The organism is Rhizobium johnstonii 3841, assembly GCF_000009265.1.
Lineage (GTDB): Bacteria > Pseudomonadota > Alphaproteobacteria > Rhizobiales > Rhizobiaceae > Rhizobium > Rhizobium acaciae.
This window is the reverse complement of sequence record NC_008378.1, coordinates 464,040-476,881: the sequence shown is the minus strand read 5'-3', so window position 1 is coordinate 476,881 and position 12,842 is coordinate 464,040. Positions and strand designations below refer to the sequence as shown.

Annotated in this window: 10 protein-coding genes and 3 pseudogenes; 10 read left to right on the top strand and 3 right to left on the bottom strand. The window is 59.6% G+C overall.

Features of this window, described 5'->3' with window-relative positions:
- Window position 1: 1 nt before the first annotated feature.
- Genes urtD through RL_RS35105 form a run of 4 tightly spaced genes read left to right on the top strand, consistent with a single transcriptional unit; the run spans window position 2 to window position 4,397 of the window.
- Window positions 2-751 (top strand): urea ABC transporter ATP-binding protein UrtD, encoded by a 750-nt coding sequence (urtD, locus tag RL_RS35120; RefSeq protein ID WP_011649206.1) that lies wholly within the window; start codon window positions 2-4, stop codon window positions 749-751.
- The gene (urtE, locus tag RL_RS35115; RefSeq protein WP_011649205.1) at window positions 751-1,446 is read left to right on the top strand and encodes an urea ABC transporter ATP-binding subunit UrtE; all 696 of its coding nucleotides are present in this window, start codon (window positions 751-753) and stop codon (window positions 1,444-1,446) included. Before urtD ends, urtE begins: the two co-directional genes overlap by 1 nt.
- Before the next feature lie 28 nt (window positions 1,447-1,474).
- On the top strand, window positions 1,475-3,226 hold the full coding sequence (locus RL_RS35110) for a nitrilase-related carbon-nitrogen hydrolase (protein ID WP_011649204.1): 1,752 nt from the start codon (window positions 1,475-1,477) through the stop codon (window positions 3,224-3,226).
- Between the two features lie 13 nt (window positions 3,227-3,239).
- A complete protein-coding gene (locus tag RL_RS35105) occupies window positions 3,240-4,397 on the top strand; it encodes an iron-containing alcohol dehydrogenase (RefSeq protein WP_011649203.1) in 1,158 nt (385 codons plus the stop codon).
- A 536-nt stretch (window positions 4,398-4,933) separates the two neighbouring features.
- On the opposite strand, the gene RL_RS35100 is transcribed toward RL_RS35105, so the two are convergent.
- Window positions 4,934-5,956 (bottom strand): IS110 family transposase, encoded by a 1,023-nt coding sequence (locus tag RL_RS35100; RefSeq protein ID WP_011649201.1) that lies wholly within the window; start codon window positions 5,954-5,956, stop codon window positions 4,934-4,936.
- 32 nt (window positions 5,957-5,988) lie between these two features.
- On the opposite strand from RL_RS35100, the pseudogene RL_RS35095 reads away from it, so the two are divergent.
- Window positions 5,989-6,264, top strand: a pseudogene (locus RL_RS35095) (IS110 family transposase); the annotation flags it as partial.
- Window positions 6,265-7,072: 808 nt separating this feature from the next.
- The gene (locus RL_RS37020; protein WP_049778480.1) at window positions 7,073-7,408 is read left to right on the top strand and encodes a hypothetical protein; all 336 of its coding nucleotides are present in this window, start codon (window positions 7,073-7,075) and stop codon (window positions 7,406-7,408) included.
- Between the two features lie 51 nt (window positions 7,409-7,459).
- On the opposite strand, the pseudogene RL_RS38800 reads toward RL_RS37020, so the two are convergent.
- Window positions 7,460-7,659: pseudogene (locus tag RL_RS38800) on the bottom strand (transposase domain-containing protein); the annotation flags it as partial.
- Between the two features lie 231 nt (window positions 7,660-7,890).
- A pseudogene (locus tag RL_RS41205) lies at window positions 7,891-7,986 on the bottom strand ((S)-ureidoglycine aminohydrolase); the annotation flags it as partial.
- A gap of 306 nt (window positions 7,987-8,292) precedes the next feature.
- Here RL_RS41205 and RL_RS35080 point away from each other — a divergent pair.
- The 4 genes from RL_RS35080 (at window position 8,293) to RL_RS35065 (ending at window position 12,842) form a co-directional block, all read left to right on the top strand.
- Window positions 8,293-9,858: an ABC transporter substrate-binding protein gene (locus RL_RS35080; protein WP_049778485.1), complete on the top strand. Its 1,566-nt coding sequence runs from the start codon at window positions 8,293-8,295 to the stop codon at window positions 9,856-9,858.
- 78 nt (window positions 9,859-9,936) lie between these two features.
- Window positions 9,937-10,890: an ABC transporter permease gene (locus tag RL_RS35075; protein ID WP_011649198.1), complete on the top strand. Its 954-nt coding sequence runs from the start codon at window positions 9,937-9,939 to the stop codon at window positions 10,888-10,890.
- 3 nt (window positions 10,891-10,893) lie between these two features.
- Window positions 10,894-11,784: an ABC transporter permease gene (locus RL_RS35070; protein ID WP_011649197.1), complete on the top strand. Its 891-nt coding sequence runs from the start codon at window positions 10,894-10,896 to the stop codon at window positions 11,782-11,784.
- Entirely contained in the window at window positions 11,781-12,842 is a 1,062-nt protein-coding gene (locus RL_RS35065) for an ABC transporter ATP-binding protein (protein ID WP_011649196.1), read from the top strand. Before RL_RS35070 ends, RL_RS35065 begins: the two co-directional genes overlap by 4 nt.

Sequence of the window (12,842 nt, the reverse complement as noted above, 5' to 3'; positions counted from 1 at the left end):
TATGAGTGCGATCGCATTGACCATCGACGGTCTCAGCGTCGATTTTGGCGGCTTCCGCGCCGTCAACAATGTCAGCATCACCGTCTTCGACGGCGAGCTGCGTGTGCTGCTTGGCGCGAACGGCGCGGGTAAGACGACCTTGATGGATCTGGTCAGCGGCAAGACGCGCAGCACGCAGGGCAAGGTCTTCGTCTACGACACCGACATCACCAACTGGCCCGAACACCGCATCGCGCGCGCCGGCATAGGCCGGAAATTCCAGATCCCCAGCGTCTTTCGCGATCTTACCGTGCGACAGAATCTGGAGGTCGCCAATTGCCGCAACCCTTCAGTGCTCGCCAATCTGCGGTTTGGGTTTTCGCGCGCCGAGGCAGGGCGTGTGGACGACGTCCTTGCCCTCATCGGCCTCGATGCCGAGCACGGCATGATGGCCGCCTATCTCAGTCACGGCCAGACGCAGTGGCTGGAGCTCGGCATGCTCATTGTCCAGGATCCCAAGGTGGTTCTGCTCGATGAACCGACCGCCGGGATGACCCAGGCGGAAACCCGCAAGACCGCAGAGATCATAAACAATCTCAAAGGTCGCCATACGATTCTCGTTGTCGAACACGACATGGGCTTCGTCCGTGAAATCGCCGAGCGCATCACCGTTCTCCATCTCGGAGAGGTTCTGGCGGAAGGAAGCGTCGAAGATATCGAACGCAATCCGAAAGTTCGCGAAGCCTATCTCGGTTCGAAAGGAATATCCTGATGCTGTCGTTGAAAGACGTGCACAGCTACTACGGCCGCAGCCATATCCTGCACGGCATCACGCTCGATGTTCCGGCCGGCAAGGTGACGAGCATTCTCGGCCGCAACGGCACCGGCAAGACGACGCTGTTGAAAACCCTGATGGCGCTGACCGACCGCATGACGGGCGAGATGCGTCTGCAGGGAAAAGACATCGCCTTGTCCCCAACGCATGTGAGGGCCAGGGCCGGTATCGCCTATGTCCCCCAGGGCAGGGAGATCATTCCCGATTTTACCATCCGTGAGAACATCCTGATGGGCGCCTTTGCCCGCACCGATGGCAAACGCGAGATTCCGGCGCTGGTGCCGGAGCTCTTCCCTTATCTTATGGCCAACCTCGATCGACCTGGCGGCGTGCTTTCGGGCGGTCAGCAACAGCAGCTTGCTATCGCCCGCGCGCTGGCCGCCGACCCAAAGGTGCTTCTTCTCGATGAACCGAACGAAGGCATCCAGCCCTCCATCGTCGAGGAGATTGAAAAGATCATCATCCGGCTCAATCGCGAGATCGGCATGACGATCATTCTCGTCGAGCAAAACGTCGCCTTTGCGCGGCACGCGTCTCATCAGTTCGCAATGCTGGAGAAGGGAGGCGTGGTCGCGGCCGGCGCCATCGACACGCTCTCCGACGCGCTTGTTCATCGGCATATGGCTGTCTGAAACAGACCGATATCCTTTCATAGAGACAATGGGAACAACCATGACATCGACACAAAGCTATACCGCGGCCACCATCCAGTTCGAACCGACCATGTTCGAAAAGGCGCGCAATATCAGCCGGCTGACAGCCCTTTGCGAGGAGGCAGCGGAGGCAGGTGCGCGCCTGATCGTCACGCCCGAAATGGGCACGACCGGCTATTGCTGGTTCGACAGGGCCGAGGTGAAACCTTTCGTCGAGACTATCCCCGGAGCGACCACGGATGTTTTCCAGGCCATTGCCAGCAAACACCGCTGCTATATCGTCGTCGGCATGCCGGAAGTCGATCCGGCAAGCGATCTTTACTACAATACCGCCGTCCTGATCGGCCCAGGCGGCGTCGTTGGCCGGCATCGCAAATCGCATCCCTATATCGCGGAACCGAAATGGGCTGCCAACGGCGACATCGTCCACGAGGTATTCGAAACCGAGATCGGCCGGATCTCGATGCTGGTCTGCATGGATCTGCACTTCTTCGAGACGGCGCGCCTGGAGGCACTCGCCGGTGCCGACATCATCTGCCATATCTCCAACTGGCTGCAGGAGCGCACGCCGGCACCCTATTGGATCAACCGCGCCTTCGAAAACGCCTGCTATGTGATCGAAAGCAACCGGTGGGGGCTGGAGAGAACCGTGCAGTTTTCCGGTGGAAGCTGCCTGATCGAACCGGACGGCACGGTCGCAGCATCGATCGATACGGGCGACGGGATTGCCTATGGCACGGTCGATCTTGCCCGCGCCCGCCGCCGCGAGGTCTTGTTCGAACCGGTCTTCAAGTCCCGCCGGCCCGAGCTCTACATGAACATGATGACCAACAGCTTCACCTGGAATCCGGGCGATTACTTCCGTCTCTATGGCTACCAGCCGATCCCGCGCGGACGCGCATCGCGCGCCGCCGTCGCCCAGTTCGCCCCCACCTCCGTTGTCGCCGACAATCTCGCCCGCATCGCCGATCTGGCAGCCGAGGCGAAGGCAACGACAGCACCGGATATTCTGGTGTTCCCGGAACTATCTCTGACAGGATTGGAGGCCCCGCATGGCAGGGCGGAATCGCTCTCGGGCCCGACGGTATCGGCCTTCGTTCGTCTGGCGATGAAGCTCGGTTTCTATCTTGTAGCCGGATTTGCCGAAGAGGACGGGGACAAGGTCTACAACAGCGCTGTTCTCGCCGGCCCCGAGGGCCTCGTGGGCAGCTATCGCAAGACACATCTCGGCATTGCCGACAGCTGGGCGACGGCCGGCGACGAATGGAAAGTCTACGATCTTGCCATCGGCCGCGTCGGCCTGGCGGTCGGCCATGACGCGCTCTATCCGGAAGCCATCCGTTCGCTCGCGCTGATGGGATGCGACGTGGTCGCTTGCCCATCAGCCATAGCAGGCACTTTCACCGGCAGCCACACCGGCACGAAAATCCCGCATAACTATCCGATCCCCAAGGGCGCCGATCCCTACCACTGGCATGCGTTGCGCGTGCGCGGTGGCGAGAACAACCTCTATTTCGCCTTCGCCAACGTCCTGGATGCGGCACGGGGATACCAAGGCAAGAGCGCTGTCTTCGGGCCGGATTCCTTTGCCTTTCCGCGTCAGGAATCGGCAATCCTGGACGAGGACGGGATTGCGGCGGCAGCCGTCGACACCACCAATCTCGACACGCCTTATCCGACGAACATCGTCAGACGAAAGGATCTTGTCGTCATGCGCCAGCCGCATCACTATCAGCCGCTCGTCAAATGGCATCAGTGAGAGACAGGCCAAGATGTCCACATTCACATTCGCGACCGTCCCGCAGATCATCGCGGGACCGGGCTGCATCGCAAGGCTTTCGGAGCTGACGAAAACGCGACTTGGGTCGCGCGTCATGGTGATTTCGGACGAAGGCGTCGTCAAGGCGGGGCTTGTTCAGCCGGCCCTGGCAAGCCTTGCGGACGGCGGCGTTGAAGTATCGGTCTTCACCGGCGTTGTCGCCGATCCGCCGGAAGCCATCATTCATGCGGCTGTGGCGCAGGCGATCGGTTTCGGTGCCACGGGTGTGCTGGGCATTGGCGGCGGCTCGTCGCTCGATGTCGCAAAACTTGTAGCCCTGCTCTGCAAAAGCGGCGAAGCACTCGGCGATATATATGGTGTAGCTAAGGTTCGTGGGCAGCGCCTTCCGCTGGTACTCGTGCCGACGACGGCAGGCACCGGCTCCGAAGTCACTCCAATTTCCATTGTCACTACGGGTGCACACGAGAAAAAAGGCGTCGTATCGCCGGTGCTACTGCCGGATGCGGCACTTCTCGACGCGGAGTTGACCCTCGGCCTTCCTCCAGCCGTGACGGCTGCAACGGGGATTGACGCCATGGTGCACGCCATCGAGGCTTTTACCTCCGCGAGTGCGAACAACAATCCGGTTTCCCGTGCCCTAGCCAAGGAGGCTCTTCGGCTACTCGGGGCAAATATCGAGATCGCAGTCATGAAAGGAACCGATCTCGCCGCCCGGCAGGCGATGCTGCTCGGCGCCATGTTGGCCGGTCAGGCCTTTGCCAATTCGCCGGTCGCTGCCGTCCATGCTCTCGCCTACCCGATCGGTGGCCGCTATCACGTTGCGCACGGCCTTTCCAACAGTCTGGTCCTGCCGCATGTGCTGCGCTTCAACGCGATCGCGTGCGGTGATGCCTATGCGGAACTGGCGCCGTGCCTTTTTCCTGACCTTGAGCCCGCCGGTCAGGCTGAGCGGCTTGCCGGTTTCATCGAAGGACTGGCAATACTGCCTGTGCGCCTCAACCTGCCCGTACGCCTGAGGGATGTCGGAATTCCCAAGGACGGGCTTCCCCTGCTAGCGGAAAGTGCGATGAAACAGATCCGCCTGCTGGTCAACAATCCGCGCACGGTGTCGCTGTCGGATGCCGCGAGGATCTACGAAGTCGCTTGGTAACGAGGTGCCTAACGTTAGGATACGGAGCAGCGTACGACACAAGCCAAAACAACCGTATGATCCGGACGCAAGGACTTTTAAAAACTGTTTTTTCTTTGCGAGCGCCAGGGCGGGATGACCCCGGAGGCAGGCCCAGAAACGAGCGAAGTCGGCTTCTTTCTGCCTGTCAAACTAGCCGTCTTAACGACTGCCCCGCGTCCCCCGGTCATCCTCCGGATTACACCATCCGATGTGTGCTCGATTGACTCCCGGGCTCTCATGACCGACCCAGGTGGTCAGCCGGATCTGTGTAAGGCCGTCGTCTAATAGCGAGATTTGCAAGCGCCTTTTTAGGTGTGAGAGGCTGTTTGCCGAGAGCATGGTCGTCTACGCGGTCGACATGGGTCGCCGCATTATGGTGCTTCGCGGGACGGTCCTTCCAATGTATGTCTCGCACGCTCCGAGCAACTCGTGGTGCAACGGTCTTAACGGAATGGACCAGCCTCGGTCCCGGCAGGGACGCCTCTTCACGCCATGGGCGTTACAGAGCTCGAGAGTTAGGTAGTGGCTGTCGCCCTGTTGAAGGGCTCACCGGATCGAAGCATCGCATGCATGATGACGGCGAGTTTGCGGGCGACAGCGACCGCGGAGCGTTTGAAGCCAATCTTCTCGCGTAGTTTTGTACCCCATTTACGCAGATCGCTGTCGGCCCGGCTGCGGGTCAGGATCACCACCGCCGCTTCATAGAGAAGCGAACGCACATGAGTGTCACCGCGTCTGAAGATATGGCCGTCATAGTCTACTTCGCCTGATTGATAGCGCCGCGTCGTCAACCCTAGCCATGCGCCTACCGAGCGCGATCGCTTGAAGTTCGCGGGATCCTCGACGGCAGTTATGTAGGCAGTAGCTGTGATCGCGCCAACGCCGGGGATCGACATAAGCAACTGACATTGCTGGTTTCTACGTGCTTCGGCGAGGAGCTGCTTCCCCAACCTAGCCGCCTGGAGGCGCAGGCTACGCCACGCTTCGAGTAAGGGCAGGATTATCCTCGAAAGGCCGGCGTTGTCGGCCAGGAGGGAGCGAATATGCACCTCAAACTTGCCCCCCATACTGCACGGAACGATAAGGCCGAACGTTTTCATCAATCCCCGAATCTGGTTCGCTACGTCCAGTGTCGTTCGCATGAGTTTCGTGCGAGCCGCGACCAATGTCCGAGAAAGCATGCTGTCGAAGGCCTTTACTCGGACTTCGCGGAAGAAACCGACCTCCGCCAGGTGCGCGAGCCCGTCGGCGTCGTTGGCATCGGTTTTGTTGGCAGCCATGTCGAGCACGGCTTTGGCGTGACGAGCGTCGACGCAAATGGCCGGCAGTCCCTCGGCGCGCAGCGCATGATAGAACCATACCGAGAGAGGGCCCGTTTCGAACACAAGGCGCTCCGCACTTGGCGCTCGCGTGCGGATAAGTTCGGCTATGGCGGCGGGATCAGAGGCGCACTTCCCGCGCCAGATCCGCCTGCCCGCGCGACGGATCGAAATTGCTGTCTCTTTCATTGACACGTCGAGACCGATATACTCTGTCATGGCTGTTCTCCATTGATGCTGGGCCCGGCGTCCAGTCGAGAGACGGCCGGGTTCGGCACATGTTGGTCGAGAGCGCCTGGACTTATCGCCATCCGCCGAAGGTCGGCGCGAGGAAGCTGTACCGTCTGGAGCAAGCGCCGCCGAAAGTGCGGGAGATAGCATGGAAGGCTCAGAGCCGGTTGACGGCTCGTTATCGAATGTTGACCGGGCGCGGAAAGCGAACGACGGTGGTTTGTACCGCCATTGCCCGTGAGCTGACCGGCTTCATGTGGGCTGTTGCAAGGGAGGCGCAGGCGATCAGATTATAGATCGCCACATCGAACTTGCACCTCGCGCATGGGCGGGGGCGGAACAACGGCAGGGGAACACCCGTCAGACGCTTTGTGGCCGGCATTTGACCGACGCCCGCAGTAAGATCGGAGCAGCCCCGGACGCACTATCGGGAATGCGGTAGCCAATCCGCGCATCAGAGCTTGATCACCGACGTCCTTGAGTTCCGCCTCCACCCATACGCGATCATCATCATGAACAGCCGTTCGTTTGGGCGGTCGGTTCCTCGCGCCTAAAGCATTGACAACGGACATCAGAGGCGGTGTGCCGCTCACACGCGGATGGGAAATCACGGGATCATCGGACGGACCAGTGAATGACAGAAGCAGGCATCGATACCTGCAGTCCAAGGCAATTGCACGCTAAGGCCTGGGCCGAAGAATACGAACTCATTGACCGCCAGCTTTCTCCTCTTGGCCTGCGAGCCATGGAGGAGTTGCATTTGGGTCCTACGGATACCGTGACCGATGTCGGTTGTGGGACGGGCAGACGATCTTGCAATTAGTGGATCGGGTCGGTGAGGAAGGGTTGATTTACGGTGTAGATATTCCAGAATAGCTCCTCGCGGTCGCCGGTCAACGTACGAGCCAATGCAAATGTGTTCGCTTGATTGAGGTTGACGCTCAGGTTCTGGAGCTACCCCCCGCAGCGTGGATGCGATTTTCTCCCGTTTTGGCGTGATGTCATTTGGCGATCCAATAGCCGCTTTCTCCAATTTCCATCGGGTTGCTAAAGCTCGATGGCAGGCTTGCATTCTGCTGTTGGCGGCCCTTTCGGGATAATGAATTGGACAGGTTTCCGTTACTTGCGGCGGGATTTCAATCGCCAGAAGACGACACCCCTTTCAGCTTTTCAGACGCGGGATATGTTCACAACGTTCTGATGTCTGCCGGATTTAAAGACATTGCGATCGTGCCTTATGACGAAGCAGTGACAAGTGGTGACGTTGACGCAATGACGCGCGTGCTGTTGAGCATTGGCCCGCTTGGTAAAATTGCTCGCGAGAACGCCATGATCAAGTCGACGGCGCAACCCAAGTTGCGCGAAGCACTCGCAGGGCTCGAAAACCCGGCGAGCGTGGCACTAGTCGCCTCGATATGGATAGTAACAGCGAGGGCCTAAAATCGGACTATTCCCAGTGACCGCTTCGGGCCTCAGCAGTCATTAGCGGCACTAGCGACATAAGACCGGACAATGCCACGGCAAGAGTTCGTCGATCCGGCTCTGCTTGCGGCCGTTGACGATGGCGGTGAGAGTGGCGGTCAGATAGGCAAGCGGATCGACGGCGTTGAGCTTTCAGGTTTCGATGAGCGAGCGATCGTGGCCCTGTTCTCCGCTCCCACGTCGTGCCCGGCAAAAAAAGAGCGTTCTTGCCGGAAGCACATCGGCGCCGGTGGCCCGAGAAAACAGCGCACTCTTCGTCTAGGTCCCAAGCTCATCACTGGCGGGATTGTCTCCAAGCAAGCGGGAACTACATGGGCGCAGTGAGGGGCAAATGAGCAGTTGGTCGGCTTCGTTACGAGCGCTGGGGGATCCGGCGATCGTTTCCAGGCGCGATCCGCGACGCGCATTGTGAAGATTGGCCGTCAAGAGGCCACGCGTGTAACCGCGTAGGCCGTCGTAAACTCAGCCTTGCTCGATGGAATATTTGTCTGAGGAGGCCGTCCGCCCACGGCTGAGAAATAGCTGTTTTTGCTCACGGTGGAGCCCTGGCGCTTGTTTGAGCATATGCTTTGACTGCCGTTCACAAACTCGGCAACATCAAAGTCATCATCAGCGAGCAATACATCTCCCCCTAAGAGGTTATCTAATTGACCAATAAGATGAAATTATAGTTTCACATAACTTGGCACGAAACCTGCTTCTCTTCTTTCGACTGGGCAGACGCTCAGCGGCAGCAAAAAAGAGGGAACAGAATGACGCATAGGGACACTCACATTTCCCGTAGCCAGCGAATGACCATGATCTTCCGCACGGCAATCCTTGCAGTATCTGCTACGTTTGCAATGATGACGGCAAACGCAAGCGGAGCGCTGGCTGCGGGTACGTTGCGCATCGGGATGACTGCCTCCGATATTCCCCTGACGACTGGCCAAACTGACCAAGGGGGCGAGGGTCAGCGGTTCATGGGCTATACCGTCTACAATTCGCTCATCGAATGGGATCTGACGAGCGCAGACAAGCCTTCGAGCCTGATACCGAGCCTTGCGGTCTCCTGGGACGTCGACGCGACTGATAAAACGAAATGGGTATTCAAGCTTCGTGATGGGGTGAAGTTTCATGATGGCAGCGCCTTTGACGCGAATGCCGTTGTATGGAATCTCGACAAGATCCTGAAGCAGGATGCCCCACAGTTCGACAAGCGTCAGTCCGCGCAAGGCAAATCACGCATTCCGGCCGTTGCCTCCTACAAGGTCATCGATCCGCTCACGGTCGAAATTACCACCAAGACACCGGATGCCACCCTGCCCTATCAGATCAGCTGGATCCTGATATCATCGCCGACGAACTGGGAAGCCCAGAACAAGAGCTGGGACGCGGTTGCCCAGAAACCCTCCGGCACCGGCCCATGGAAAATGGAAAGTGGTTTCACCCCGCGCGAGCGCGTCGAGCTGACGCCGAACAAGGACTACTGGGACAAGAAGCGCGTACCACAGCTCGACAAGCTGATTCTAATCCCGCTGCCTGAACCGAACACCCGCGTCGCCGCGCTTCGGTCCGGCCAGGTCGACTGGATCGAAGCACCGGCTCCAGATTCCGTCAGCTCGCTGAAGGACGCAGGCTTCAAGATCATCACCAACTCCTATCCGCACAACTGGACCTGGCATTTCTCTCGTGTCGAGGGTTCGCCGTGGAATGACATTCGCGTTCGCAAGGCGGCAAACCTTGCGGTCGATCGCGACGGCCTGAACGAACTGCTCGGCGGCCTGTCGATCCCGGCGCAGGGCTATCTGCCGCCTGGCCACCAGTGGTTCGGCAACCCGACGTTCAAGCTGAGCTACAATGTCGAAGAGGCAAAGAAGCTGATGGCTGAGGCCGGTTTCGGTCCGGACAAGCCCATCACGACCAAAGTCATCATCTCGTCCTCCGGCTCGGGCCAGATGCTGCCGTTGCAGATGAACGAATACATCCAGCAGACGCTGGCTGAAATCGGCATCAAGATCGAATACGAGGTCGCTGACTGGAACACCGTCATCAACATTTGGCGTGCCGGTGCTAAGGATCCGAGCGCCAAGGGTGCGACGGCGATCAACTACAGTTACTTCATCCAGGATCCCTTCACCGCGCTGATCCGCCAGTCGCAATGCAACCTCGCACCACCGAACGGTACCAACTGGGGTTACTATTGCGACCCTGAGATGGATGCCCTCTTCGACAAGGTGCGCACGACCTTCGACGCTGCCGAACAGGACAAGGTGCTTCAGCAGATCCACGAGAAATACGTGAACGAAGCCCTGTTCCTCATGGTGACCCATGACGTCAACCCGCGTGCCATGACCGGCAAGATCAAGGGCTTCGTCCAGGCACAGAACTGGTTCCAGGACTTCTCCACCATCAGCATGGACCCCTGATCCAACGCATGGGCCTGCGCGCCGGCACGCCGGCGCGCAGTTCATTATGCCCGATCCGAACAATATTGTGAGGAAACCATGCTGGCCTATGCCTTGAAACGACTGCTGCATGTCATTCCCGTGGCCATCGGTGTGAGCATCGTTTGCTTCATGCTGATCCATATAGCTCCAGGTGACCCACTGGCCGCGATCCTGCCATCCGACGCCTCTGCAGAGATGCAGAACCAGATGCGGGCCTTCTACGGCCTTGATCGCCCGCTGCCGGTGCAATATGCCCTGTGGGCATGGCGTACGCTGCATGGCGACCTGGGTGTCTCGATCGCGTCCGGCCGCCCGGTGCTCAGCGAAATCATGGATGCCTCGGTCAACTCGATCATCCTGGCGCTTGCCGCGACGATCATCGGCTTCACCGTCGGCTCGGTACTCGGCTTCGTGGCAGGCGTCTTCCGGGGCGGCTGGATCGATCGCCTCGCCTCCGCTTTCGCGATGCTTGGTGTCAGCGTCCCGCATTACTGGCTGGGCATGGTTCTCGTCATTGCATTTTCTGTCACGCTCGGTTGGCTGCCGGCAATGGGCGGCGGGCCTGGAGGATCGGACGGACGCAGCTTCAGCTGGGAATATATGCAATACCTGATCCTACCTGCGGTCACGATGTCCGTCATCCCGATGGGAATAATCGCCCGCACCATCCGCTCGCTGGTGGCCGATATCCTGTCACAGGATTTCACCCAGGCGCTGGCTGCCAAGGGGCTGATGAACCGGCAGATCATGCGCCATGTGGTGCGCAATGCCGCCCCGACCGCAATTTCTGTCATGGGCCTGCAGCTCGGCTATCTCCTGGGCGGATCGATCCTGATCGAGACCGTGTTCTCCTGGCCGGGCACCGGCTTCCTGTTGAACGGCGCCATCTTCACCCGCGACCTGCCGATCCTGCAGGGCACGATCCTCGTACTTGCGATGTTCTTCGTCCTCCTGAACCTCATCGTCGATGTGCTGCAGAGCGCAATCGATCCACGCATCCAGAGGAGCTGACCCATGGCCGTCATTACAGCAGATCTGGCCTCGGAAGCGCCCAAAATCCTCAAATCACCGGGTTTCTGGAGCGGTGTCGTTCGCCGTCTTTGTCGTGATCCGGTGGCGCTCGCGGCTTTGGGCGTCGTCATTCTTTTGGTGCTCATCGCGATATTCGCGCCCTATATCGCCCCTTACGACCCGTCGAAAGGCAGCGTCATTCGCCGCCTAAAGCCGATCGGGACGCCCGGATATATGCTCGGCACCGACGAACTTGGACGCGATATGCTCTCGCGTTTGATTTATGGCGCCCGTCTCTCTCTGGTGATGGGCGTCATCCCGGTTCCGATCGCCTTCGTCATCGGCTCAGGAATCGGCATCATTGCCGGTTATGCCGGCGGGATCACCAACACGCTGATCATGCGCACGATCGACGTCTTTTACGCATTCCCCTCCGTGCTGCTCGCCGTCGCTTTGTCAGGCGCCCTTGGTTCGGGCCTGACCAATGCGCTGGTCTCGCTGACCGTGGTCTTCATCCCGCAGATCGCGCGCGTTGCAGAAAGCGTCACGACCCAGGTCAGGAAACTCGACTACGTCGATGCGGCCCGCGCATCCGGCGCTCCTGATCGCACCATCATTCGGGTGCACATTCTCGGCAATGTTCTCAGTCCCATTTTCGTCTTCGCCACCAGCCTGATCTCGGTCTCGATGATACTTGCGTCCGGCTTGTCGTTTCTCGGCCTTGGCGTGCGTCCGCCCGATGCCGAATGGGGACTGATGTTGAATACGCTGAGAACAGCGATCTACAACAATCCGTTCGTCGCGGCTCTGCCGGGATTGATGATCTTCACCACCTCGGTCTGCTTCAATCTTTTCTCCGACGGGCTGCGCACAGCCATGGACGTGAAATCATGAGCGCAGCAATTTCACCCTACAATCAGGATATGCAAATCGGCGAGCGCGGTGGACCGGCTCAGCCCCTCATCTCCGCCCGCGGGCTTCTGAAGCATTTTCCGGTCAAAACCAGTGGCTTTCTCGGGCCGCGGAAAGTCGTGCGCGCCGTCGATGGCGTCGACTTCGATATTCTCAAGGGCGAGACGCTCGGCGTCGTCGGGGAAAGCGGCTGCGGTAAATCGACGACGGCGCGGCTGTTGATGAACCTCATCGTTCGCGATCAGGGCGACATCCTGTTCGATGGCGAGACTGTCGGCAGCACGTTGCCGCTTGCTCAATACCGCCGTCAGGTGCAGATGGTCTTCCAGGACAGCTATGCCTCGCTCAATCCTCGGCTGACGATCGAGCAATCGATCGCCTTTGCGCCGCAGGTTCATGGTGTTCCGGCCGGAAAGGCGATTGCGCGCGCTCACGACCTGCTTCATCGGGTGGGGCTGGAGCCGACGCGCTTTGCCGGGCGATACCCGCACGAACTGTCGGGCGGGCAGCGGCAACGCGTCAACATCGCCCGCGCGCTGGCGCTCCAACCAAGGCTGATCATCCTCGACGAGGCGGTCTCCGCGCTCGACAAATCGGTGGAAGCACAGGTTCTCAACTTGCTGCTCGACCTCAAGCGCGACTTCGGTCTGACCTATCTCTTCATTTCCCACGATCTCAACGTGGTCCGCTTCATGTGCGACCGGGTCATGGTGATGTATCTCGGCAAGGTCGCCGAGATCGGCAGCCGGCAGGCAATCTTCGAAAACACGCAGCACCCCTACTCTTCGGCGCTGCTGGCCTCGATGCCGAAAATGGATCCATCTGAGAGAACGCTGGAGCCGCCGCTTTCTGGGGATCCACCGAACCCGATCGATCCGCCCAGCGGCTGTCGCTTTCATACCCGTTGCAGCTTCGCCGAGGATGCCTGCAGCCGAACTGCGCCGTCGCTGGCAACTGTCTCCGACGAGCAGTCCACCGCCTGCCTAATGTCGACACCGGGGTCGGGCCACAGCCGTGCGCCCATCACCATGGAGGCTTGA